Annotated in this window: 22 protein-coding genes; 12 read left to right on the top strand and 10 right to left on the bottom strand. The window is 71.5% G+C overall.

Annotated elements, in window-relative coordinates; genetic code table 11:
* Positions 1-37 precede the first annotated feature (37 nt).
* The 10 genes from B9O00_RS10600 (at position 38) to B9O00_RS10555 (ending at position 10,517) form a co-directional block, all read left to right on the top strand.
* Positions 38-637, top strand: coding sequence for a DUF2062 domain-containing protein (locus B9O00_RS10600; RefSeq protein WP_085122635.1), 600 nt, complete (start codon positions 38-40; stop codon positions 635-637).
* Positions 634-1,443 carry a pyridoxine 5'-phosphate synthase gene (locus tag B9O00_RS10595; protein ID WP_085122634.1) on the top strand — a complete coding sequence of 270 codons (810 nt, stop codon included), beginning with the start codon at positions 634-636 and terminating at the stop codon, positions 1,441-1,443. The genes B9O00_RS10600 and B9O00_RS10595 overlap by 4 nt, the downstream gene beginning before the upstream one ends.
* Before the next feature lie 267 nt (positions 1,444-1,710).
* Entirely contained in the window at positions 1,711-2,457 is a 747-nt protein-coding gene (lepB, locus tag B9O00_RS10590; protein ID WP_085122633.1) for a signal peptidase I, read from the top strand.
* The gene (rnc, locus tag B9O00_RS10585; RefSeq protein ID WP_085122632.1) at positions 2,444-3,154 is read left to right on the top strand and encodes a ribonuclease III; all 711 of its coding nucleotides are present in this window, start codon (positions 2,444-2,446) and stop codon (positions 3,152-3,154) included. Before lepB ends, rnc begins: the two co-directional genes overlap by 14 nt.
* On the top strand, positions 3,151-4,086 hold the full coding sequence (era, locus tag B9O00_RS10580; RefSeq protein ID WP_085122631.1) for a GTPase Era: 936 nt from the start codon (positions 3,151-3,153) through the stop codon (positions 4,084-4,086). Before rnc ends, era begins: the two co-directional genes overlap by 4 nt.
* Positions 4,087-4,135: 49 nt before the next feature.
* Complete coding sequence (locus B9O00_RS10575; protein WP_085122630.1) at positions 4,136-5,008, top strand: pirin family protein; 873 nt, start codon at positions 4,136-4,138, stop codon at positions 5,006-5,008.
* A 28-nt stretch (positions 5,009-5,036) separates the two neighbouring features.
* Positions 5,037-5,786 (top strand): DNA repair protein RecO, encoded by a 750-nt coding sequence (gene recO / locus B9O00_RS10570; protein WP_200808465.1) that lies wholly within the window; start codon positions 5,037-5,039, stop codon positions 5,784-5,786.
* A 46-nt stretch (positions 5,787-5,832) separates the two neighbouring features.
* Positions 5,833-7,098, top strand: a complete 1,266-nt coding sequence (locus B9O00_RS10565; RefSeq protein WP_085122629.1) for an NAD(P)/FAD-dependent oxidoreductase — start codon at positions 5,833-5,835, stop codon at positions 7,096-7,098.
* Between the two features lie 122 nt (positions 7,099-7,220).
* Positions 7,221-9,461, top strand: coding sequence for a DNA topoisomerase IV subunit A (parC, locus tag B9O00_RS10560; RefSeq protein WP_085122628.1), 2,241 nt, complete (start codon positions 7,221-7,223; stop codon positions 9,459-9,461).
* A gap of 195 nt (positions 9,462-9,656) precedes the next feature.
* Positions 9,657-10,517, top strand: coding sequence for a DUF2189 domain-containing protein (locus tag B9O00_RS10555; protein WP_085122627.1), 861 nt, complete (start codon positions 9,657-9,659; stop codon positions 10,515-10,517).
* Positions 10,518-10,595: 78 nt separating this feature from the next.
* On the opposite strand, the gene B9O00_RS10550 is transcribed toward B9O00_RS10555, so the two are convergent.
* The 10 genes from B9O00_RS10550 to B9O00_RS10505 form a co-directional block, all read right to left on the bottom strand.
* Positions 10,596-12,149, bottom strand: a complete 1,554-nt coding sequence (locus B9O00_RS10550; RefSeq protein WP_235017092.1) for a TRAP transporter large permease — start codon at positions 12,147-12,149, stop codon at positions 10,596-10,598.
* A 26-nt stretch (positions 12,150-12,175) separates the two neighbouring features.
* On the bottom strand, positions 12,176-13,399 hold the full coding sequence (locus tag B9O00_RS33755; RefSeq protein ID WP_235017091.1) for a TRAP transporter small permease subunit: 1,224 nt from the start codon (positions 13,397-13,399) through the stop codon (positions 12,176-12,178).
* Positions 13,400-13,571: 172 nt separating this feature from the next.
* The gene (locus B9O00_RS10540; RefSeq protein ID WP_085122625.1) at positions 13,572-14,663 is read right to left on the bottom strand and encodes a TRAP transporter substrate-binding protein; all 1,092 of its coding nucleotides are present in this window, start codon (positions 14,661-14,663) and stop codon (positions 13,572-13,574) included.
* 189 nt (positions 14,664-14,852) lie between these two features.
* Complete coding sequence (locus B9O00_RS10535; protein ID WP_085122624.1) at positions 14,853-15,641, bottom strand: arginyltransferase; 789 nt, start codon at positions 15,639-15,641, stop codon at positions 14,853-14,855.
* Between the two features lie 76 nt (positions 15,642-15,717).
* Entirely contained in the window at positions 15,718-16,710 is a 993-nt protein-coding gene (locus B9O00_RS10530; RefSeq protein WP_085122623.1) for an alpha-E domain-containing protein, read from the bottom strand.
* Positions 16,711-16,714: 4 nt separating this feature from the next.
* Positions 16,715-18,169, bottom strand: coding sequence for a circularly permuted type 2 ATP-grasp protein (locus B9O00_RS10525; RefSeq protein ID WP_085122706.1), 1,455 nt, complete (start codon positions 18,167-18,169; stop codon positions 16,715-16,717).
* A gap of 132 nt (positions 18,170-18,301) precedes the next feature.
* A complete protein-coding gene (locus B9O00_RS10520; protein ID WP_085122622.1) occupies positions 18,302-18,895 on the bottom strand; it encodes an RDD family protein in 594 nt (197 codons plus the stop codon).
* An 18-nt stretch (positions 18,896-18,913) separates the two neighbouring features.
* Positions 18,914-20,344: a flagellar motor protein MotB gene (locus B9O00_RS10515; RefSeq protein ID WP_085122621.1), complete on the bottom strand. Its 1,431-nt coding sequence runs from the start codon at positions 20,342-20,344 to the stop codon at positions 18,914-18,916.
* A 145-nt stretch (positions 20,345-20,489) separates the two neighbouring features.
* Positions 20,490-21,662 (bottom strand): trans-sulfuration enzyme family protein, encoded by a 1,173-nt coding sequence (locus B9O00_RS10510; protein ID WP_085122620.1) that lies wholly within the window; start codon positions 21,660-21,662, stop codon positions 20,490-20,492.
* Between the two features lie 7 nt (positions 21,663-21,669).
* Positions 21,670-23,073, bottom strand: a complete 1,404-nt coding sequence (locus tag B9O00_RS10505; RefSeq protein WP_085122619.1) for a pyridoxal-phosphate dependent enzyme — start codon at positions 23,071-23,073, stop codon at positions 21,670-21,672.
* 202 nt (positions 23,074-23,275) lie between these two features.
* On the opposite strand from B9O00_RS10505, the gene B9O00_RS10500 reads away from it, so the two are divergent.
* Together B9O00_RS10500 and B9O00_RS10495 are read left to right on the top strand one after the other, a co-directional pair.
* Entirely contained in the window at positions 23,276-23,566 is a 291-nt protein-coding gene (locus tag B9O00_RS10500) for a hypothetical protein (protein WP_085122618.1), read from the top strand.
* An 11-nt stretch (positions 23,567-23,577) separates the two neighbouring features.
* Positions 23,578-24,042 carry a hypothetical protein gene (locus B9O00_RS10495; RefSeq protein ID WP_085122617.1) on the top strand — a complete coding sequence of 155 codons (465 nt, stop codon included), beginning with the start codon at positions 23,578-23,580 and terminating at the stop codon, positions 24,040-24,042.
* The last annotated feature ends 36 nt before the right edge of the window (positions 24,043-24,078 follow it).

The raw sequence follows: 24,078 nt of genomic DNA, 5'->3' as shown, positions 1-24,078 counted from the left end.
TGCCGGCCCGGCGCCCGCATCACAGAATGTGGCGGAGATGCTGTTCCGACGGGCGCGCCCCCTGCCTTTCCACCAGCGGCTGCTCGGCCTGATCTGGCCGCGCTCCGGCTTTCGCCGCACGGCCCGCTACGTCGCGCACCGCCTGGCGCGCCTGCCGGGCACGCCGCACCGCATCGCCGCCGGCTTCGCCTCGGGGGCGGCGATCTCCTTCACCCCGCTGGTCGGCTTCCATTTCCTGGGCGGCGCGCTGCTGGCCCTGGTGCTGCGCGGCAACCTGCTGGCCTCGGCGATCGGCACGGCGGTCGGCAACCCCTGGACCTTTCCCTTCATCTGGGCCTGGATCTACGGCCTCGGCCGCTGGATCCTGGGGCAGGCCGGCCACATGGAAGGCCTGCCGCGCGGCTTCTCGATCACGCACATCTTCGACAATTTCTGGGGTATCTTCCTGCCGATGATGGTCGGCGGCCTGCCGACGGCCCTCGTCGCCTGGTTCGTGTTCTACATCCCGGTGCGTCGCCTGGTGGCGGGCTACCAGGCGGCCCGGCGCCGGCGGCTGGCCAGGCGCGGCCGACAGCGTCACGCCGGCAAGCCGCGCCATCGCTCGGCGGCCGGCAACGCTCTGGAGGGCGAGACATGACGGTGACCTACGGCTCCGGGTTCTACGGTCAGGGCCCGGCGCGCCGGCTGCGTCTCGGCGTCAACATCGACCACGTTGCGACGATCCGCAACGCGCGCGGCGGCGGCCATCCGGACCCGGTGCGCGCGGCACGCCTGGCCGCGACCGCCGGCGCCGACGGCATCACCGCGCACCTGCGCGAGGACCGGCGCCACATGACCGACCGGGACATCGAGCGCCTGGTCGCGGAGATCGAGCTGCCGCTCAACCTGGAGATGGCGGCGACCCCCGAGATGCTGGCGATCGCTCTCCGCCACCGGCCGCATGCCGCCTGCATCGTGCCCGAGCGGCGCAGCGAGGTGACCACCGAGGGCGGCCTGGACGCCACCGGCGGCCGCGCCGAGCTGCTGCCGGTCGTCGGCCGGCTGGCCGCCGCCGGCGTCCGCGTCTCCCTGTTCGTCGATCCCGAGCCGCACCAGCTCGAGGCGGCGGTCGCGCTCGGCGCGCCGGTCGTCGAGCTGCATACCGGGGCCTACTGCGAGGCCTGGCTGGAGGCGGGGGGCGGCGCCGCGGTCGAGCGCGAGCTGGCACGCCTGCGCCGGGCGGCGGCGGCGGCCGAGGGCCTGGGCCTGGAGTGCCATGCCGGCCACGGCCTGACCTTCGAGACCGTGCCGCCGGTCGCGGCGATCGCGACGATCGTCGAGCTCAACATCGGCCACTTCCTGATCGGCGAGGCGATCTTCGGCGGCCTCGACAGCACGATCCGGCGCATGCGCGCGGTCATGGACAAGGCGCGCGCCGAGGCCGGCGGCGCGCTCGGGGCCTGATGGCCGGCCGGGCGGGCCCCGATCGGGCGTGCGACCCACCGACGCAGCGGCCCGGTGCGGGGCCGCGGCACGCGACCGATAGGGCAGGGTGGGCCCCGGCCCGGCGCCGCCGGCCGGCGGCCGTCGGGCGGTCAGGGGCGGGCGGCCCGATCTGGGCGGTTCCTTCACAGGCGCAATGACGCTATATCCGCGGCGCGATGCGGTTTTGACCCACGGCCGATTCGGCCGGGGCCGGGCAGCGGTCCGATCGGCAGTGGAAACGAGGCTATGACGGAAGAAAAGCAAGGGGGTACGTTCGGCGAGACGGTCAGGACGGTGGTCTATGCCGTCCTGATAGCGATCGTGCTGCGCACCTTCGCCTACGAGCCCTTCTCGATCCCCTCCGGCTCGATGCTGCCGACGCTCAAGATCGGCGACTACCTCTTCGTCTCGAAGTTCTCCTACGGCTACAGCCACTTCTCGCTGCCCTGGGGCTGGCCGCCGTTCAAGGGCCGCGTGCTCGGCTCCGACCAGCCGGTGCAGCGCGGCGACGTCGCGGTCTTCATCCTGCCGAGCGACGGCAAGACCGACTACATCAAGCGCATCATCGGCCTGCCCGGCGACACCATCCAGGTCAAGGAAGGCCGGCTCTACATCAACGGCAAGATCGTCGACCGCCAGCTGGTCAAGCAGGACATCCACTCGGACGCCGGCGGCTTCCCGCAGACCGTCACCGAATACCAGGAGACGCTGCCGAACGGCGTCAAGCACATGATCTGGGAGCGCGACGACCGCTCGATGCTCGACAACACGCCGGTCTTCACCGTGCCCCCGGACCACTACTTCGCGATGGGTGACAACCGCGACAACAGCGCCGACAGCCGCACGCCGCAGGTCGGCTACGTGCCGAAGGAGAACCTGATCGGTCGCGCCGAATTCCTGTTCTTCTCGGTCGACGGCAGCGCCCACTTCTGGGAGATCTGGAAGTGGCCGACGGCGATCCGCTGGGACCGCCTGTTCCATGGGATCGGATAGCATCGCGCAGCCGCGCAGCCTGCCGCCCGGCCTGGCCGCCCTCGCCGAGCGGCTCGGCCATGCCTTCGCCGAGCCGGACCTGCTGATCGAGGCGCTGACCCACTCCAGCCGCGGCGGCCGCCGCTCCTACGAGCGGCTCGAGTTCCTCGGCGACCGGGTCGTCGGCTTGGTCGTCGCCGAGCGGCTGCTGGTGCACTTCCCCGACGAGCCCGAGGGCGCCCTGGCCAAGCGCCACGCCATGCTGGTGCGCGGCGAGACCCTGGCGAGCATCGCCCAGGCGCTCGACCTCGGCCCGCTGATCAAGGTCTCGCCCGGCGAGGCCGAGAGCGGGGGCCAGAAGAACCCGGCGATCCTGGCCGACGTCTGCGAGGCGACGGTCGGCGCGCTCTACCTGGACGGCGGCCTGGAGCCCGTGCGGCAGGTGCTGCTGCCGCTGATCGACCCCCTGATCGAGGCGGCGACCGAGCCGCCCCAGGACAACAAGACCCGCCTTCAGGAATGGGCCCAGGGTCGCGGCCTGCCGCTGCCGCGCTACGAGGGCGTCGGGCGCAGCGGCCCCGACCACGAGCCGCGCTTCCTCGTCTCCGTCGAGGTCGAGGGCCTGCCGCCGGCGCGCGGCGAGGGCCGCTCCAAGCGCGCCGCCGAGCAGGAGGCCGCCGGCGCCCTGCTGGCCCGCGTCGCCGGCGCCGAGCCATGACCGCCGAAGCCCCCGAGCCGGCCGGCGAGCGCCCCGGCGGCCGCTGCGCCGTCGTCGCCCTGGTCGGTGCGCCCAACGCCGGCAAGTCGACGCTGCTCAACCGGGCGGTCGGCGCGAAGGTCTCGATCGTCACCCACAAGGTCCAGACCACCCGCACCCGGGTCCGCGGCATCGCCATCGCCGGCGACAGCCAGCTGGTCTTCGTCGACACGCCCGGCATCTTCACTGGCGCCAAGCGGCGCCTGGAGCGCGCCATGGTCGCGGCGGCCTGGCACGGCGTCGAGGATGCCGACCTGGTGGTGCTGCTGCACGACGCCCAGAAGGCGCATCTCGACGACGAGACGCGCTCGATCCTCGAGGGGCTGGCCCAGCGCGGACGGCGCGTCGTGCTGGCGCTCAACAAGATCGACGCGATCAAGCGCGAGACGCTGCTCGGCCTCGCCGCCGAGTTCGAGCAGGCGGCCCGCTTCGAGCGCATCTTCATGATCTCGGCACGCGACGGCGACGGCGTCGACGACCTGCTGGCCTGGCTCGCCACCCAGGCGCCCGAGGGCCCCTGGCTCTATCCCGAGGACCAGCTCTCCGACCTGCCGCAGCGGCTGATCGCGGCGGAGATCGTGCGCGAGAAGCTGTTCCTGGCGCTGCACCAGGAGCTGCCCTACTCGCTGACCGTCGAGACCGACAGCTGGGAGGCCTTCAAGGACGGCTCGGTCAAGATCCAGATGACCGTCTACGTCCAGCGCGAGCAGCAGAAGCGCATCGCCGTCGGCCAGGGCGGCCGCACCATCCGCCTGGTCCGCGAGCAGGCCCAGCGCGAGCTGGAGGAGATGCTGGAGACCCGCGTCCACCTGTTCCTCTACGTCAAGGTGCGCGAGCGCTGGCTCGACGACCCGGCGCGCTACCGCGACTGGGGCCTCGATTTCGACGGCTGACAGCGACGCGGGCTTTGCCAGGAGCCGCCTCGACCCCACCTTGAGCGCCATGCAGAGCCGAACCGTCCGCGCCCGCCACCCCGCCCTGCGCGACGACATCGCCGATCTCTCGACCCGCCGGCCGCTGCCGGGCCCGGGGCTGGAGCATCTCGACCCCTTCCTGTTCCTCAACCATCACGGCCCGCAGGTCTATCCGCCGGGCAACCGCGGCCTGCCCTTCGGGCCGCACCCGCACCGCGGCTTCGAGACCGTGACCTTCATCCTCGACGGCGAGCTGGCGCACCTCGACTCGGGCGGGCCGGAGGGGAGCGTCCGGGAGAGCGTCATCCGGGCCGGCGGGGTGCAGTGGATGACCGCCGGCCGCGGCCTGGTCCACGCCGAGCTCTCGCCCGAGGACTTCAAGCGCCGCGGCGGGCCGCTGGAGATCCTGCAGCTCTGGGTCAACCTGCCGGCGCGGCTCAAGATGACCGAGCCGCGCTACGTCGGCCTGCAGCGCGAGGACATTCCCGCGATCGCGGCGGACGAGGGCCGGGTCGGGCTCGACCTGATCGCCGGCGCGTGGGACGGCCGGACGGGGCCCGTCGAGCCGCTGACCGACCTCTGGATGGCGACCCTGCGCTTCGCGCCCGGCGGGCGGATCGCCCTGCCGATCGCCCGTGGCCGGACGATCTTCCTCTATCTCGTGCGCGGCGCCCTCGCGGTCGGCGGGCAGGAGGTGGCGCCCGGCCATCTGGTGGAGCTCGAGGACGACGGCGACGGGCTGGCGCTCGCGGCGCCGGGCGAGGCCGTGGCGCTGCTCGGCCACGGCGCGCCCTTCGGCGAGCCGATCGTCGCGCACGGGCCCTTCGTCATGAACAGTCCCGCGGAGATCCGCCAGGCGATCCTCGACTACCAGGCCGGCCGGCTCGGCGGGCTCGCCTGAGCCGCCGCAGGGGGCTACCCTCGACGCCATGCTGACCTGGAGCGACGAGGCCTTCGTCCTGGCGGCACGGCCGCACGGCGAGAGCTCGGCGGTCGTGCAGCTGCTGACCCGCGACCATGGCCGCCACGCCGGCCTGGTCAAGGGCGGGCAGGGGCGGCGCCAGCGGCCGGTGCTGCAGCCCGGCAACCGGGTCGCCGTCAGCTGGAGCGCGCGGCTCGCCGACCATCTCGGCAACCTGACCCTGGAGCTCGAGGCGGCCAACGCGGCGCACTGGCTCGACGACGCCGGGCGCCTCTCGGCGCTCGCCTCGGCGGCCGCGGTCTCCGAGGTGGCGCTGCCCGAGCGCGAGCCGCATCCGGCCTGCTTCGAGGCCTTCCAGGCGCTGGTCGAGTCGCTCGGCGGCGCGCACTGGGCCGAGGTCTACGTGCAGTGGGAGCTGCTGCTGCTGCGCGAGCTCGGCTTCGGCCTGGACCTCTCGAGCTGCGCCGCGACCGGCGGCAACGACCAGCTGGCCTACGTCAGCCCGCGCAGCGGCCGGGCCGTCTCGCTGGCCGCGGCCGAGCCCTACCGCGACCGCCTGCTGGCCCTGCCCGGATTCCTGGCCGGGCGGGGCGGCGGCGGGCCGGTCGAGATCGCCCAGGGCCTGAGGCTGACCGGCCACTTCCTGGAGCGCCACGTCTTCCATCCGCGCGACCGCGCCCTGCCCGCGGCGCGCCAGCGCCTGACCCAGCGCTTCCCGGCGCCGCTGGACGCCGCCGGGCCGGCCGGCGTCGCGTGATCGGCCGCGCTTGACCGCACGCAACGCCGGCGCGACAAACCGGGCAATGAACTCATCGCATCCGACAGGCGCGGGGCCGCGCCGGATCGTCGTGGTCGGCGCCGGCATCGTCGGCGTCTGCTGCGGGCTGTGGCTGCAGCGCGACGGCCACCAGGTGACGCTGCTCGACCGCCAGGGGCCGGGCGAGGGCGCCTCCTTCGGCAACGCCTCAATCTTCGCCACCGAGTCGGTGCTGCCGGTCGCCATGCCCGGCATCGTCGGCCGGGTGCCGCGCATGCTCGCCGACCCGCTCGGGCCACTGGCGATCCGCTGGGGCTACCTGCCGCGCCTCGCGCCCTGGCTGCTGCGCTTCCTCGCCGCCAGCCGGACCTCGCGGGTCGAGGCGATCTCCGAGGCCCTGGCGGCACTGCTCGACGGCTGCCTCGACGACTACGAGCCGCTGCTCGCCGAGGCCGGCCTCGCCGACACGGTGGTGCGGCGCGGCTGGATCGGCGCGCACCTCGATCCCGCCAAGCTGGCCGGGGCGCGGCCCTCGGTCGCCCTGCAGCGCGCCCACGGCGTCGAGGTCGAGGAGCTGGGCGCGGCGGCGCTGCGCCAGCTGGAGCCGGCGCTGAGCCGCGCGCTCGCCGGCGGCTTCTACTACCCCGAGGTCGCCCACAGCCTGGATCCCTACGCCATGGTCGTCGGGCTCGCCCGCCGCTTCGTCGAGGACGGCGGCGAGATCGCGCGCGTCGAGGCGCGCGGCCTGGCGGTCGAGGAGGGCCGCGTCGTCGCGGTCAGGACGGCCGCCGGCGACAGACGCTGCGATGCCCTGGTCGTGGCGGCGGGCGCCTGGTCGCGCGGCCTGGCCGCCCAGGCCGGCGCCCCTGTGCCGCTCGACACCGAGCGCGGCTACCATCTGACGATCCCCGAGCCGGGCGTGACGCTCAACCGGCCGATCTACTCGACCGAGTTCGGCATGGCCTGCACGCCGCTCGCGACCGGCCTCAGGCTCGGCGGCACGGTCGAGCTGGGCGGCCTGGAGGCGCCGCCGGACTGGCGCCGCGCCGAGGTGCTGGCCGCGCGCGGCCGCAAGCTGTTCCCGGGCCTGTCGGTCGAGGGGGCCAGCCGCTGGATGGGCTTCCGCCCCTCGATGCCGGACTCCCTGCCGGTGATCGGCGCCAGCCCGAAGCTGCCGAACGCCTTCCTCGCCTTCGGCCACGGCCACCTCGGCCTGACGCTCGGCGCCCGCACCGGCCGCCTGGTCGCCGACCTCGTCGCGGGCCGCCGGCCGGTCGTCGATCTCACGCCCTACCGGCCCGGGCGGTTCTGAGGGGCGGGTCCCGGCCTCTTTCGTCATCCCCTTCGCGGGAATGATGGGGAGAAGGATGCGCCAGACATTGTAGGCTGGGCCACGGCCCGCTACCATATCTGGGCAGTCTGGAGGTTTCCTGTATGAGCCCGAACGTTCCCGCCGAGGCCGGCGAGGTGCGCGATGTCCGTCTGGTCGAGGCGCTGAGCGAGCGCTACCTCGCCTACGCGCTCTCGACCATCATGAGCCGCTCGCTGCCCGACGTGCGCGACGGCCTGAAGCCGGTGCACCGCCGGCTGCTCTTCGCCATGCGCCAGCTGCGCCTCGACCCCGACGGCGGCTTCAAGAAGTCGGCGCGCGTCGTCGGCGACGTCATCGGCAAGTTCCACCCGCACGGCGACCAGTCGATCTACGACGCCCTGGTGCGCCTCGCCCAGGAGTTCTCGCTGCGCTATCCGCTGATCGACGGCCAGGGCAACTTCGGCAACGTCGACGGCGATAACGCCGCGGCCATGCGCTACACCGAGGCGCGCCTGACCGCGGTCGCCGCGCGCCTGCTGGAGGGCATCGACGAGGACACGGTCGACTTCCGCCCGACCTACGACGGCGAGTCCGAGGAGCCGATCGTGCTGCCGGGCGCCTTCCCGAACCTGCTGGCCAACGGTGCCCAGGGCATCGCGGTCGGCATGGCGACGGCGATCCCGCCGCACAACGTCGCCGAGCTGGCCGACGCCCTGATCCACCTGCTGAAGCACCCGAGCGCGACGATCGAGAAGCTGGTCGAGCTGGTGCCCGGCCCGGACTTCCCGACCGGCGGCGTGCTGGTCGAGAGCCGCCAGAACATCCTCGAGGCCTACCGCACCGGCAAGGGCGCCTTCCGCCTGCGCGCGCGCTGGGAGGTCGAGACGATCAAGGGCGGCGGCTACCGCATCATCGTCACCGAGGTGCCCTATCAGGTCGCCAAGGCGCGGCTGATCGAGAAGATCGCCGAGCTGCTGAACGCCCGCAAGCTGGCCCTGCTGGGCGACATCCGCGACGAATCGGCGGCCGACATCCGCCTGGTGCTGGAGCCGAAGAGCCGCAACGTCGAGGCGGCGGTCCTGATGGAATCGCTGTTCCGCCAGACCGACCTCGAGGTGCGGATTCCGCTCAACCTCAACGTCCTCGACGCCTCCAACACGCCGAAGGTCATGGACCTGCGCCAGGCGCTCTTCGCCTTCCTGGAGCACCGCCACGAGGTCCTGGTCCGGCGCACCCGGCACCGCCTCGGCAAGATCGCCCAGCGCCTGGAGGTGCTGAGCGGCTACATCATCGCCTTCCTCAACCTCGACGAGGTGATCCGCATCATCCGCGAGGAGGACGAGCCGAAGGCCGAGCTGATCCGGGCCTTCGAGCTGACCGACAACCAGGCCGAGGCGATCCTCAACATGCGCCTGCGCAGCCTGCGCAAGCTCGAGGAGATGGAGCTCAGGCGCGAGCACGAGGCGCTGACCGCCGAGCAGGCCGACCTGACCGACCTGCTGGGCGACGAGGAGCGCCGCCGGCTGACCCTGGTCGCCGAGATGCAGCAGCTCAAGAAGGACTTCGCGCCCTCGACGCCGCTCGGCAAGCGGCGCACCGAGCTGGGCGACGTGCCGAGCGACGTCGTGGTGCCCCTGGAGGCGGTCATCGAGCGCGAGCCGATCACCGTGCTGCTCTCGGCCAAGGGCTGGATCCGCGCGCTCAAGGGCCATCTCGACGACGTCTCCGAGGCCAAGCACAAGGAAGGCGACAAGGGCCGCTTCTCCCTCAAGGCCCAGACCACCGACAAGCTGCTGATCTTCGCCACCAACGGCCGCTTCTACACCCTGGGCTGCGACAAGCTGCCGGGCGGCCGCGGCTTCGGCGAGCCGCTGCGCCTGTCGATCGATCTGCCGAACGACCAGGAGATCGTCGAGCTGCTGGTCTATCGCGGAGAGGAGGCCAGGCTGCTGGTCGCCTCCTCCGACGGCCGCGGCTTCGTCGTGCCCGAGAGCGAGATCGTCGCGCAGACCAAGAACGGCAAGCAGGTGCTGAACCTGGCGCCCGGCGCCGAGGCGGCGGTCTGCCGGCCGATCGCCGAGGGCGACGACCAGGTCGCGGTGATCGGCGAGAACCGCAAGCTGCTGGTCTTCCCGCTCGAGCAGCTGGCCGAGATGACGCGCGGCCGCGGCACGACGCTGCAGAAGTACCGCGACGGCGGCCTCGCCGACGCCAAGACCTTCCGCCTCGCCGAGGGCCTGACCTGGGCCGCCGGCCCGGGTCGGGTGCGCACCGAGACCGAGCTGACCGACTGGCTCGGGACCCGCGCCCAGGCCGGCCGCCTCGCCATGCGCGGCTTCGCCGCCTCCGGCAAGTTCGGCTGAGCCTCCGGGCCGGCGCCGCCCGGCGGCCGCGCGACGTCGCGCCGTCGGGCCTCGCGGCCAAATGAGCTGACGAAGTGGCGCAAAGACCCTATCTTTGAGTGTGTCGCAGGTCGTCGCTTCCGCACGGCCGGCCGCCGCGCTGGAAGCGCCCGACTTGGCCGACGGCCCCTCGAGCTCAAGGAGAGAGGTGCTGACATGGCCACGGAAAACCACATCCGGAACCCGCTGGAATGGGTTCTCTATCAGTTCGGCGGCGACGCCGGGGCCGGCCACGGGGCCCCGCCGATCGCCGACCGCGAGGCGGCACGCCTCACCGTCGCGCGGATCGGCGCCGCCGACCTGCGCGAGGCTCTGCGCAAGGGCTTCATCGACTTCGCGGCGAACCGCTCCGACGTCCTGCTGCTCTGCCTGATCTATCCCTTCGCCGGCATCGCGCTGGCCTACGCCGCCACCGGCCAGGGGCTGGTGCCGATGATCTTTCCGCTGATCTCCGGCTTCGCGCTGCTCGGCCCGATCGCCGGCATCGGCCTCTACGAGATGAGCCGCCGGCGCGAGCAGGGCCATCCGGTCAACGCCGGCACGCCGCTCGGGGTGCTGCACTCGCCGGCCTTCGGGCGCATCGTCACGCTGGCCCTGCTGCTCTTCGCGGTCTTCCTCGCCTGGCTGGTCGCGGCCTACGTGATCTACCTGCTGACCCTCGGCCCGGAGCCGCCGGCCTCGATCCGCGGCTTCGCCGGCGACACGCTGACCACGGCTGCCGGCTGGGCGATGATCGTCGTCGGGCTCGGCATCGGCGGGCTCTTCGCGGTGCTGGCGCTGGCGGTCGGCGCCTTCTCCTTCCCGCTGCTGCTCGACCGCAACGTCACGGTCTGGCTGGCCATGGAGATGTCGGTGCAGGCGGTGCTGCGCAATCCCGGCACCCTGGCGCTCTGGGGCCTGATCGTGGCGGCCGGGCTGCTGCTCGGCTCGATCCCGCTGCTCGCCGGGCTGATCGTCGTGCTGCCGGTGCTCGGCCACGCGACCTGGCACCTCTACCGCCGGGTCCTGCCGCGCTGAGCGCTGCGGACCGCTTCGGCCAAAGAGAAACGGCCCGCTCTTCCGAGCGGGCCGTTCTTCGTTGTGCTGCCGGGCGCCTCAGTTGCCGAAGACCACCGTCGGCAGCCAGGTCGCGAGCTGGGGGAAGACCGCCAGGATGAAGAGGGCGGCGATCTGGATCAGCACGAAGGGCACGACGCCCTTGTAGATCTGCAGCGTCGTGATCTCCGGCGGGGCGACGCCGCGCAGGTAGAACAGCGCGAAGCCGAAGGGCGGCGTCAGGAACGAGGTCTGCAGGTTCATCGCGATCAGCACGCCGAGCCAGACCGGGTCGATGCCGTAGCGGAACAGCGCCGGCGCGACCAGGGGGACCACGACGAAGGTGATCTCGATGAAGTCCAGGAAGAAGCCGAGGAAGAACATCACCAGCATGACCACCAGGATGGCGCCCCAGGCGCCGCCCGGCATGCCGGTCAGGAAGTCGTGGACCATCGCCTCGCCGCCGAGGCCGCGGAACACCAGGCTGAAGGCGGCCGCGCCGATCAGGATCACGAAGACCATGGCCGAGACGTTCGCCGTGCCGACCATGACCTCCTTGAGCACGCCGCAGCGCCAGACCCGCCAGAGGCTCATCAGGATGCCGTAGAGGATGCCGACGCAGAGCAGGGCGGCGACGACGATCCAGATCATGTCGCTGGTCGGGATCGCGTCGCGGGTCACGCGCAGGTCGACGAAGGCGGTCAGGATCAGCACGCCGACCAGGCACAGGCCGGCGCCGTAGATCGACCAGCCGTGGCGCTCGTCGAGGCGCAGGCCGGCCAGCATGAGGGCGCCGATCGCGCCGACGCCGGCCGCCTCGGTCGGGCTGGCGATGCCGGCCAGGATCGAGCCGAGCACGGCGACGATCAGGATGACCGGCGGCACCAGGGCATGGGCGACCTGGGCGATGATCTGGGCGCGGCTCTTGCCCTCGCGTGTCAGGTCCGGCGGCAGCGCCGGCGAGGTCTCCGGCCGCATGAAGGCGATGAACAGCTGGTAGACGATGTAGAGCCCGACCAGGGTCAGGCCGGGCAGCAGCGCGCCGGCGAAGAGGTCACCGACCGAGACGGTGCGCGGCGAGAAGTTGCCCATCGACAGCTGGGTCTGCTGGTAGGCGTTGGAGATGACGTCGCCGAGCAGAACCAGGACGATCGAGGGCGGGATGATCTGGCCCAGCGTGCCGGCGGCGCAGATCGAGCCGCAGGCCAGCTTCGGGTCGTAGCCGTTGCGCAGCATGGTCGGCAGGGACAGCAGGCCCATGGTGACGACCGTGGCGCCGACGATGCCGGTCGAGGCGGCCAGCAGCATGCCGACGATCGAGACCGAGATGCCGAGGCCGCCGCGCAGCGTGCCGAACATCCGGCCCATGTTCTCGAGCAGCTCCTCGGCGACCTTGGAGCGCTCCAGCATCACGCCCATGAACACGAAGAGCGGCACCGCGATCAGCACCTCGTTGGTCATGGTGCCGAAGATGCGCTGCGGCACGGCGCTGAAGAACGACAGGTCGAAGTGGCCGAGCAGCCAGCCGACGCCGCCGAACAGGATGGCGACGCCGCCCAGCGAGAAGGCGACCGGGAAGCCCATCAGCAGCACGACGCAGGCTGCCAGGAACATCAGAAGATCGAGACCGCCATGTTGCATCAGTGGGCACCCCCCGTCGCCGGGCCCGCGTCTTCGCGCAGGCCGGCCAGCACCAGCATCGAGCGGAAGGCGAGGGCGATGCCCTGCAGCACGACCAGCACGACGAAGATCAGCATCGAGGTCTTCAGCAGGAAGATGCCCGGGATGCCGCTGGTCTCGCGCGAGCCCTCCAGGATCTGCCAGGAGCTGACCACGTAGGGCAGGCTGTAGGCCCAGATCAGGCAGCAGACCGGGATCAGCAGCGCGAAGACCCCGAAGATGTCGACCACCGCCTTCCGGCGGGCCGGCGCGCTCCGGTAGAAGATGTCGACGCGCACGTGCCCGCCCTGCATCAGGGTGTAGCCGGCGACGATCATGAACAGGAAGCCGTGGGCGTAGATCAGCGACTCCTGGGTCATGATCGAACCGATGCCGAAGACGTAGCGCATCAGCACCAGGATGAACTGGACCAGCACCATGAAGAGCGTCAGCCAGGCGACGCCGAGGCCGATGCGCGTGTTGATCCAGTCGATCGCGTCCGCGGTCCCTTCCAGCCCGGCCGCGACGGGCACGATCAGCAGGGCCGCGGCCAGGGTCAGCCAGCCGCCGAGGCCGATCGTGCCGAGCAGCGGCAGGCCGAACCAGATGTGCGCGGACAGGAACAGCAGGAAGCCGGTCACGCCGGCCAGGGTCGCCGCGCCGCGTGCCGCGCAGCGCCGGCCGAGCAGGACGAAGGCCGGCGTCGCCAGCGCGGCCAGCGGCAGCAGCAGCACCAGCAGCGGATAGATGTAGAACAGGTAGTGGGTCCAGAAGGCGTGCTTCTCCTCCTGGGCGCGCGCCAGCTCGGCCTTGCGGTCCACGATCTGCTGGGCCGCGCGCTCGGCCGCCTGGGTCCAGCGTTTCGCGTCGCGCTTGGCGCGCGAGTCGTCCGGCTTGGCCTCGAGCTCGGCCTGGGCCGCGGCGGCCTTCTGCCTGGCTTCCTCGGCCTTCTGCTCGGCCTTGCCGACCTCGTCGTGCCGGCGCTGGAGCTCGGCCTGCACCGTCGCCACCGCGCCGGCATGGCTCTCGCCGACCGCGTCGAAGCTGAGGCCCAGGACGCCGAGGCCGGTGTAGCTCTCGGGCGCCGCGTCGCCGCGCTGCCAGCTGGTCCAGGGCAGGAAGAAGCAGACCAGCACCACGACGGCCAGTGCCACCGTCGCCTTGGTCCGCCAGCCGCCGCCGCCGGTGTCGTTTTCGCTCACCATGATGACCCACCCGGGGACGGCTGCCGCACCGTCCAGCTCCCTGTCGTCCGGCCCCGGCGGGCGCGGACCTTGTGGTTCGTCGCGCGGTGGGGCCGGGCCCTGCCGCTATGGCGATCGGCCCGCGGGGGTCGATTCCCGCGGGCCGATGCCGTCTTCACGAGCCTGTCGCGGCTCAGCTCATGGCCGCTTCGCGCTTGTTGGCGTAGCCCTGGTTGGCCAGCCTGGTCCAGCTCATCGACTTGTCGCGGGCGTCGAGGAAGGAGTTGTAGATCCGGTCGACCAGGTCGCTCTCGGTCGCCATCTCGCCGAGCACCTCCTCCGAGGCCTTGGCGAAGGCCTTGTAGATCTCGTCCGAGAACTCGCGCAGCTGGACGCCGTGCTGCTCGATCAGCTGCTTGAGCGAGTCGCCGTTGCGGGCGTTGAACTCGGCCATCATGGCGTTGTTCTCGGCCAGGCAGCAGTCGGTGATCAGCCCCTGGTCGGCCTTGCTGAAGGAGTCCCAGACGCCCTTGTTCCAGGTGCACTCCAGCATGGAGCCCGGCTCGTGGTAGCCCGGCCAGTAGTAGAACTTGGCGACGCGGTAGAAGCCGAAGGCCATGTCGTTCCACGGGCCGACCCACTCGGTGGCGTCGATCGCGCCCGACTGCAGGGCCGGGAAGATCTCGCCGCCCGGCAGCGCGACCACGGCGGCGCCGAGCTTGCGCAGCACCTCGCCGCCGGCACCCGGCATGCGGAACTTGAGGCCCTTGAAGTCCTCGACCGACTTGATCTCCTTGCGGAACCAGCCGCCCATCTGGACGCCGGTGTTGCCGCAGGGCAGCGGCTTCAGGTTGAACTTGGCGCCCAGCTCGTCCCACAGCTCCTGGCCGCCGCCGAACTGGATCCAGGCGTCCATCTCGGGCTGCAGCAGGCCCATCGGCACCGCGGTGAAGAAGTTGAAGCCCTTCGACTTGCCCTGCCAGTAGTAGGCGGCGGCGTGCATGCAGTCGGCGGTGCCGCTGGACACGGCGTCGAACGACTCGAAGGGCGGGACCAGCTCGCCGGCGGCATAGACCTTGACCGTGATGCGGCCCTCGGTCGCGGCCGTGATGCGGTCGGCCGCGCGCTGCGCGCCGGTGCCCAGGCCCGGGAAATTCTTCGGCCAGGTCGTGACCATCTTGAGTTCCCGCTTGCCCTGCGCGATAGCAGGCTTCGCGAGGGTGCTGGCCGCTGCGGCGGCGACGCCGGCGGTGGCGGCGCCGGTCAGAAATGCGCGACGCTTCATGGATTTGTCCTCCCCATCTGTCTGGTATCCCCAGTCGCGAGGCCGCCGGTCTGCGAATCAGGCCAGCGACAATGGCCGCGAAGATAGAGGCCTTCTCGAAGTACCGCAACGGTTCGCCGGAGAGGTGTGCCGGCGGACCGCGGCGGGCCCGGCCGGGGCAGCGGCGGCGCAGGCACGGGGTCGGGGGGCTCAGGGTTCCAGCCGCTGCCAGCTGCCGGAGATCAGGCCCTCCAGCGGTCGGAAGCGCGCCTTGTAGGACATCTTCGGGCTCTCGGCGATCCAGTAGCCCAGGTAGACGTAGGGCAGGGCGCGGCGCCGCGACTCCTCGATCAGAGCGAGTACGCAGTACTTGCCGAGGCTGCGCGGCTCCGCCTCAGGCTCGAAGAAGCTGTAGACGGCGCTGGCGCCGTCCTCCAGCCAGTCGATCAGGCAGGCGGCGACCAGCTGCCGCTCCGGCGTGCGCAGCTCCATGACGGTGCTGGCGAGGCTGGTGTCCTCGACCATCGCCCGGTAGTCGGCGAAGGTCATGCCGGCCATCTCGCCGTCGGCGTGGCGCGTGCCGAGGTAGCGGCTGAACAGGGCGTACTGCTCGGCGGTCGCCGAGGGCGGGCGCAGGCTGACGGTCAGGTCTTCGTTGCGCCGGGCGATGCGGCGCAACGACTGGCCGGGCGCGAACTCCGGCACGGCGATGCGCACCGGCACGCAGGCGCTGCAGCCGCTGCAGGCCGGCCGGTAGGCGAAATGGTGGCTGCGCCGGAAGCCGGCGCGCGACAGCCGGCTGTAGAAGCGGCCGGCGTTGCGGCCGTAGACCTCGGTGACCAGCTTGCGCTCCCAGCGCCCCGGCAGGTAGGGGCAGGGCGTGTCGGGCAGGACGTGGAAGATCTGGTGCGGCCGCGGCAGCGGCTGGCCTTCGCTCGACAGCGCGACCAGCCCGTCGCGCGGCGAGGCGACCCGATCGGCTGGTCCTTCGTTCGGCATGGGCGCCTCTTCGCGGTCGATCCGGCCGGGCCGTCCGGCAGCGCCGATCCCGGACCCTTGCGGACGGGCCCCGGGATCAACCCTGGCTCTGCGCGGCCGTCAAGACGGGCGGTTCCGCCGCCTGGTAGCCAAAGAAGTCCCGACCGATCAGCCAGCCGACGTCGCTCATCTGCAGCTGGATCCAGTCGAGAAACTCGTGCAGCCCCTGGGCGAGGACCCGCTCGACCGGCTCATTGTCGAGCACGGCGCGGACTTCGTCCAGTCGTTCCAGAGCCGCGCTGCCGCCCTTCAGGCCGTAGCGCGAGCGCAGCGTCGTCAGGCGCTCGTTGACCTCGTCGACGCAGGCCGCGACCGAGCGCGGGAAGCGCCGGTTGAACAGCAGGAAGTCGGCGACGCGGGCGACCGTCATGCCGCTCGGATGGATGCGCCGGAAGGCGTGGTAGCCGGCCGCCGAGCGCAGCACCGCGTTCCACTGGCTGAGATCGAGCGGCGAGCCGACGGCGGCGACGCTGGGCAGCAGCAGGTGGTACTTCACGTCGAGCAGCCGGGTCGTCTGGTCGGCGCGCTCGATCGCCCTGCCCATCTCGTAGAAGTACCAGCCTTCGTCCCGGTAGAAGGTGCCCTCGGTGATGCCGGTGTGGGCCTGGCAGCTCTCCTTGATCCAGGCCAGCAGCCGGGCGACCCGCTCCTCGGCGATGTCCTCGTCGCGCAGCGCCCGCATGCGGTTGAAGAAGGTGTTGAGGTTGACCCACATCTCGGTCGAGATCAGCGGCCTCAGCGTCCGGGCGTTCTCGCGCGCGGCGCGCACCGCGGAGAGGATCGAGCCGGGGTGCTGGTCGTCGAGCAGGTAGAACCTCAGCACGGTCTCGGCCGTGGCCTCGCCGTAGCGTTCGTCGAAGTCCTCCGCGTCGGCGTAGAGCGCGACGATCGAGGCCCAGTTCTGGCCGCCCTGGCTGTCCCGGCTGAAGGTCTCGTTGACGTCGAGCACGCGCGCCGTGTTCTCGGAGCGCTCGACGTAGCGGGCCAGCCAGTAGATCGCCTCGGCATAGCGCGACAAGAGGCCGGTCATCGGCTCAGCCCTCCAGCACCCAGGTGTCCTTCGAGCCGCCGCCCTGGCTCGAGTTCACGATCAGCGAGCCGCGCCGCAGCGCGACGCGGGTCAGGCCGCCCGGCAGCACCCAGGTCGAGCGGCCGGTCACCGCGAAGGGCCTGAGGTCGACGTGGCGCGGCTCGATGCCGCGGTCGGTCAGGGTCGGGCAGACCGACAGGCGGATCATCGGCTGGCTGATGTAGTTGGCCGGGTCGGCGAGCAGCTGCTCGCGGCAGATCTCGAGCTCCTCCTCGCTGGCCCGCGGGCCGACGGTGATGCCGTAGCCGCCGGCCTCGCCGACCGGCTTCACGACCAGCTCCTCGAGGTGCTCCAGGGTGTAGGACAGCGCTGCGGACTCCCGGCAGATGTGGGTCTCGACGTTGCGCAGGATCGGCTCCTCGCTGAGGTAGTAGCCGATCAGCCGCGGCAGATAGGCGTAGACCGCCTTGTCGTCGGCGACGCCGGTGCCGACGGCGTTGGCCAGGCTGACGTTGCCCTTGGCGTAGGCGCGCATCAGGCCGGGCGTGCCGAGCATCGAGTCCTTGTTGAAGACCTCGGGGTCCAGGAAGTCGTCGTTGATGCGGCGGTAGATGACGTCGACGCGCTTCAGCCCGTCGATGGTGCGCATGAACACGCGGTCGCGCGCGTCGACCTCCAGGTCGCGGCCCTCGACCAGCGGCACGCCCATCTCGCGGGCCAGGAAGATATGCTCGAAGTAGGCCGAGTTGTAGGTGCCGGGCGACAGCAGCACGACCTGGGGGCTCGGCACCTCGGCGGGCGCGATCTCGATCAGGGCGTCGTGCAGCTTGCCGCCGTAGTTCGACACCGGCTTGATGCCGACGCCGGCCATGAGGTCGGGAAAGGCCCGCTGCATCAGGTGCCGGTTCTCGACCACGTAGGACACGCCCGAGGGCGTGCGGGCGTTGTCCTCCAGCACCTGGAAGCCGCCCTCGCCGTCGCGCACCAGGTCCGTGCCGTTGATGTGCACGTAGGTCCCGCCCGGCACGTCGAGGCCCTGCATCTCCTTGCGGTAGTTGGCGTTGCCGAGCACCAGCTCGGCCGGCACGATGCCGTCCTTGAGCGCCTTCTGGTCGTGATAGACGTCCCACAGGAAGGCGTTGAGGGCGGCGACCCGCTGCTTGACGCCGCGCTCGATGACGTCCCAGTCGCCGGCGGTCAGGATGCGCGGGATCACGTCGAAGGGCAGGATCCGGTCGATCGCGTCCTTCTGGCTGTAGACCGTGAAGGTGATGCCGAAGTTGTAGAGCTCGCGCTCGGCGTCGGCGGCGCGCTGGCGCAGCCGTTCCAGATCCATCGACGTCAGCCGTGCCCTGACCCTGGCCCCGTAGTCGCTGCGCCGGCTCGCCGCCTCCAGCTCGCAGAAGTAACCGTCGGGATCGTATCCGGAAAACAGATTGGCGTCGGCGGGACCGTCCATCATCTCTCCCCGATCGCGGCGGGCCGCTGCTGCAGCGCACCAATTTGCGCCAGCATAGGGCAAGCCTGGGCCAACGCAAAACCCGTCGGACGGGATGCGGCGCTCCTGTCGGGCCTGACGGCCCGAGCGGGGTCAGCGACGGATCTTGCTGGCGAAGTGGGCGCTGCGCACCAGCAGCACGCCCGAGAAGAAGTCGTGCATGGTGCGGCCGCGCTCGTTGAACAGCGCGACCAGCAGCACCAGGCCGCCGGTCGGCGGCACGCTGACCAGGAAGAGGGCGGTGCGCACCACCGCCTGCAGCAGCGTCGGCAGGCTGCCGTCCGGCGCGCGGCCCTCCAGGTCGAACATCGCCATGCCGGGGCTGGCGCCCCAGTACGCCAGGAACAGCGAATGGTAGGCGAGCGGCAGCAGCGCGATCCCCAGGAAGCCGATCGGCAGCAGCAGGCCGAAGGACAGCAGGCCGAAGACGAAGACCACGACATAGCCGGCGACGGTCAGCAGGCCGAGGATCGCGAGGTCGACCAGATAGGCGAAGATCCGGCGCCCGACGATGCCCTCGTAGAGCAAGGCGTCGTCGAACAGGAAGGAGACGAAGCCCTTGCCGAGGTGCGGCAGCTTCAGGCCGGCGAGCAGCTCGTCGGTGCTGCGCCGCGGATCGCGTCGAGGATCGTCCCGATAGGCCATGGCCGGCAGATGGGGGCCGTCGCGGTCCGGCGCAAGCGGCAATCGCTCCCGTCCCGGGGGCTAGCGGGTCGCCACCGAGGTCCCGCTCTTCGCCGGCGCGGCCGCCTCGCCGCGCGGCGTCACGACGCTGCGGCCGTCGTCCGAGGGCAGGGCGGGGACCGGAGCCGCGGCCGGCGGCGGCGCTGCGCCCGTCGCCGGATCGGCGGCGGCCGGCGCGTGGGGCGACGGCAGCGCGGCCGGTGCCGCGTCGGCGGCCGGAGCCTGGCTCGGCGCCGCGCCTTGCAGCGCGGGGGCCGCCGCGGAGGGCACGGCCTCCGGGGCGTCGGCGTGCTCGGCCCCGGGGGCGGCCTCTGGAGTGGGCCCGGGGGCGGAGGGGGCCGTCCCGCTCGGGGCCGAGGCGACCATCGGCTGGTTGAGCAGCACGATCGAGATTCGCCGGTTCTGCGGCGCGGTCGGGTCGTCCTTGACCAGCGGCTCGGTGTCGGCCTTGCCGACGACGTCGGCGATGCGCGAGGCATCCAGGCCGGCGTCGATCAGGGCCCGGCGGCTCGCCAGGGCGCGGTCGCTCGACAGCTCCCAGTTGCTGTAGCCGCCGTCGCCCCGGTAGGGCACCGAGTCGGTGTGGCCCTTGATGGCGATCTTGTTCGGCAGCTTGGCCAGGGTCTTGGCGATCAGGGCGAAGAGCTTCTTGGTCTTCTCCTCCGGCATCGCGCTGCCGCGCTGGAACATCGAGGTCTTCTGCTGGTCGACGATCTGCAGGCGCATGCCCTCGGCGGTGCGGTCGACGACCAGGCTCTTCGCCAGGTCGGCGAGCTCCGGCTCGGAGGAGACCGCCTGGCGCAGCTGCTGGACCGCCGCCTTGAAGTCCTGCTCGGCTTTCCGCTCGGCGAGCTTGGCGAGCTGCTCCCTGGACAGCTTCTGGCCGTCCTGGTTCTTCTCGTCGGGGCCGGTGTCGGCCTTCTCGCCCTCCCCGACGTTGGCCTTCTCGCCGTTTCCGGCGCCGGGCTTGTCGCTGTTGGCCAGCGCGCGCTCCTGCTGGCCCGGCGCCACGTCGGCGAGGCGGCCCTTGTCGTCGACCCCGCGCTCCTCGCCGTCGCTCGGGTCCTTGGCTGTGGGCGTCTCCTCGCCGTCGGTCGGCTGGTCGGTCGTGTCGGACGAGCTGAAGTCGTCGGCCGGCAGGGTCATGGTGATGCCGAAGGGCGTCTTGTCGCTGACCATGGCGCCGTCGGAGGTGATGGTCTCGCCGCCGAGCAGGCCGCCGGAGCCGCTCGAGCTCTCCCGCGCGACGCTGACCGGCGAGAAGTAGTCGGCGATGCCCTTCTTCTGCTCGTCGGATGCCGTGCTGAGCAGCCAGAGCAGCAGGAAGAAGGCCATCATCGCCGTCACGAAGTCGGCATAGGCGACCTTCCACGCGCCGCCATGGTGCGCGTGGCCGCCGTGCCCCTTCCTCCGTTTCCGGATTACGACCGGTTGGTTGTCGCCTTCCGCCATCTGCCGCCGTGCCCGGTCCGAGACCAGTCGGCACAGTGGCGCTTTGCGGTTAAGAAGAGGTTAGGTGGCGGCCGGAAGTCAGTTACAAAAGACATTTTCCATTTTTGCGCGCAGGGGCTCGGCTCCGGCTCGCGCAAGGGCACGGTCAGGCGAGGGCCTGCTCCAGGTCGGCGATCAGGTCCTCGCCGTCCTCGACGCCGACCGAGAGGCGCACCAGCCCGTCCGAGATGCCCAGCTCGGCGCGCTTGTCCGGCGGAATCGAGGCGTGGGTCATGATCGCCGGATGCTCGATCAGGCTCTCGACCCCGCCCAGCGATTCGGCCAGGGAGAAGACCTCGACCCGCTCCAGGAAGCGCCGAGCCTGGTCCAGGCCGCCCTTCAGCACGGCGGTCACGACGCCGCCGCCGCCGCGCATCTGGCGCTTCGCCAAAGCGTGCTGGGGATGGCTCGGCAGGCCGGGATAGCGGACCAGCTCGACCTTGGGGTGGCGCTCCAGCCACTCGGCGATCGCCTGCGCGTTGGCGCAGTGCCGCTCCAGGCGCAGGTGCAGGGTCTTCAGGCCGCGCAGCGCCAGGAAGGCGTCGAAGGGTCCCTGGACCGCGCCGACCGCGTTGATCAGGAAGGTCAGCTGCTCTCTGAGCTCGGCGTTCTCGCCGACGACCAGGATGCCACCGACCATGTCGCTGTGGCCGTTCAGGAACTTGGTCGCCGAGTGCATGACCAGGTCGCAGCCGAGCTCGAGCGGCCGCTGCACCCAGGGGCTGGCGAAGGTGTTGTCGGCGCAGGTCGGCACGCCGTGCTTCCGGCCGATCGCGGCGACCGCCTCCAGGTCGACCAGCTTGAGCATCGGGTTGGTCGGCGTCTCGATCCAGATCAGCCGGGTCTCGGGCCGGATCGCCGTCTCCAGGGCGGCGGTGTCGGAGAGGTCGACGAAGGAGAAGTCGAGGCCGGCCGAGCGTCGGCGGACCCGCTCGAACAGGCGGTAGGTGCCGCCGTAGACGTCGTCCATGGCGATCACGTGGCTGCCGCTCGGCAGCGAATCGAGCAGCGTCGCCGTCGCCGCCAGGCCGCTGGCGAAGGCGAAGCCGGCGCTGCCGCTCTCCAGGTCGGCGATGCAGGCCTCGTAGGCCTGGCGCGTCGGGTTGTGGGTGCGGCTGTACTCGTAGCCCTTGTGCACGCCCGGGCTCCGCTGGACGTAGGTCGAGCTGGCGTAGATCGGCGTCATGATCGCGCCGGTCGTCGGGTCCGGGCGCTGGCCGGCGTGGATCGCCCGCGTGCCGAAGCCCGGACGGTTGGTGGGGCGGCTGCTGTCTGGCATTCCTGGTCTACTTCAGCTTGCGGCGGAGATGGTTAAGCAGGTCGATCCGGGTGATCAGGCCCTGGAAGCGGCCGTGCTCCATGACGATCGCGACGTGGTCGCGGGCGAAGATCGGCAGCAGGTCGCGGATCGCGGCGTCCGGCTCGACGGTCTCCAGGCGCTCGACCATGGCGGTCGAGACGGGATCGTGGAAGCGGCGCTCGTCCTCGACGACGTGCAGCAGCAGGTCGGACTCGTCGAGCAGGCCGACGACGGTGCCGGCCTTGTCCATCACCGGCAGCTGCGAGACGTCGTAGAGCTTCATGCGGCCGTAGGCGGCGAGCAGCGTGTCGTCGGGCGCGGTGGTCACGGTCGCACGCTCGTCGTGCTTGCGGCCGATCAGGTCGCGCAGGTCGCCGCGCTGCGGCCGCTCAATGAAGCCCTGATCGATCATCCAGTAGTCGTTGTACATCTTCGACAGGTACTTGTTGCCGCTGTCGCAGACGAAGGTGACGACCCGCTTCGGGCCGGTCTGCTCCCGGCAGTAGCGCAGGGCGGCGGCGAGCAGCGTGCCGGACGAGGAGCCGGCCAGGATGCCCTCCTTGCGCAGCAGCTCCCGCGCGGTCAGCAGGGCCTCGCGGTCCGGGATCGTGTAGGCCTTGTGGACGTGGCTGAAGTCGGCGACCGGCGGCACGAAGTCCTCGCCGATGCCCTCGACGACCCAGGAGCCGACGTGGTCGGCCGGCTTGCCGGTCTCGATCAGCTCGGCCAGCACCGAGCCCTCGGGGTCGGCCAGCACCATCTCGACCTCCGGCGCGGCCTTCTGGAAGAAGTGCGCCAGGCCGGTGATCGTCCCGGCCGAGCCGACGCCGCAGACCAGGGCGTCGAGGCGCCGGCCCATCTGCTCCCAGATCTCCGGCCCCGTGGTCTTCTCGTGGGCCTCGGGGTTGGCCGGGTTGCCGAACTGGTTGGCGTAGAAGGCGCCTTCCTCGGCGGCGATGCGCTCGGCCATGTCCTGGTAGTACTCGGGGTGGCCCTTGCCGACGTCCGAGCGGGTCAGGCGCACCTCGGCGCCCAGCGCCTTCAGGTGGAAGATCTTCTCCTGCGCCATCTTGTCGGGCACGACGATGATCAGGCGGTAGCCCTTCTGCGCCGCGACCAGGGCGAGGCCGAGGCCGGTGTTGCCGGCGGTCGCCTCGACAATCGTGCCGCCCGGCTTCAGCCGGCCGTCGCGCTCGGCCGCCTCGATCATCGACTTGCCGATGCGGTCCTTGATCGAGCCGCCGGGGTTCTGGCTCTCGAGCTTGAGGAACAGCTCGCAGGGGCCGGTCTCCAGGTTCGCGACGCGAACCAGCGGCGTGCGGCCGATCATCTCCAGGGCGTTGGCGTAGACGGGGCCGGAATCGGAGCCGGAGTCGGTAGCTGGGGCCATGGTCGTCCTCGGCGGCGCGGGAGCGGGGGCTGCCCCCGAGATGGGGCTTCGACCCATCGGCGCACAAGCCCGGCGACGGATCAAGGGGCCGCAGGCGTTGAAGGACTGTCATCCGCCGTCGCCGGCCCAGCCGGCCGCGGCCGATGGCCGGAAGCCTGCCGGGTGCCCGGCACCGCCCGGTCGGCAGGACGGAGGAAACGTCATGCGATCGATGATCCTCGCCGCCGTCGCGGCGACCACCCTGATAGCCGGCACCCTGTCGGCCGAGGCCAACGACTGGCGCCGGCGCGCCTATCCCGGGGTCGTGATCGTCCCGGGCATCACCCTGCAGTTCGGCCAGACCTACGTCGTCCCGGCGCCGCGTTATGGCCACGAACGGCGTTACTACTGGTACGGCGAGCGCCGCTGGCACGACCGCGGCCACCACTACGGCTGGCACCGTCGCGACCGCTGGGACGACGACCGCCATCGCGGTTGGCACCGCGACCACTAGGAGAAGAGCAAATGCCCCGTACCCTCTCGCTTGCCGCCGTCGCCGCCCTGCTGGCGGTAGGGCTGACGACGCTCGCCGCCCCCGATGCCCGGGCCGATTCCTGGCGGTACCGCCACTACGGCTGGCACGACGGCTGGCACCATCACGACGGCGTCCGTTTCGGCACGACGATCATCTACGGCGCGCCGCTCTACCCGGCGCCGCCGCCGCGCGTGATCTATGTGCAGCCGGCGCCGCTGGTCGTCGAGTCGCCGGGCTACGCGAACCCGGGCTATGCCGTGCCGCAGTACGACGAGCCCCGGTACGGCGAACCCCAGTACGGCGAGCCGAGCGGCGGCTCGTCCTACCTGCGGGCCGACTCGGGACGCTACTGCCGCGAGGTCAACAAGGTCGTGACGATCGGCGGCCACCGCCAGAACGCCTGGGGCAAGGCCTGCCTGCAGCCCGACGGCTCCTGGGAATTCGTCGGCGACTGAGCCGAGGTGAGCGGGGAGCGGCCTGGCCGCTCCCCG

Origin of the sequence: Tistlia consotensis USBA 355, from assembly GCF_900177295.1 — a bacterium.
In the GTDB taxonomy this organism is placed as follows: domain Bacteria; phylum Pseudomonadota; class Alphaproteobacteria; order Kiloniellales; family DSM-21159; genus Tistlia; species Tistlia consotensis.
This window is presented reverse-complemented; position numbering and strand designations above follow the sequence as displayed.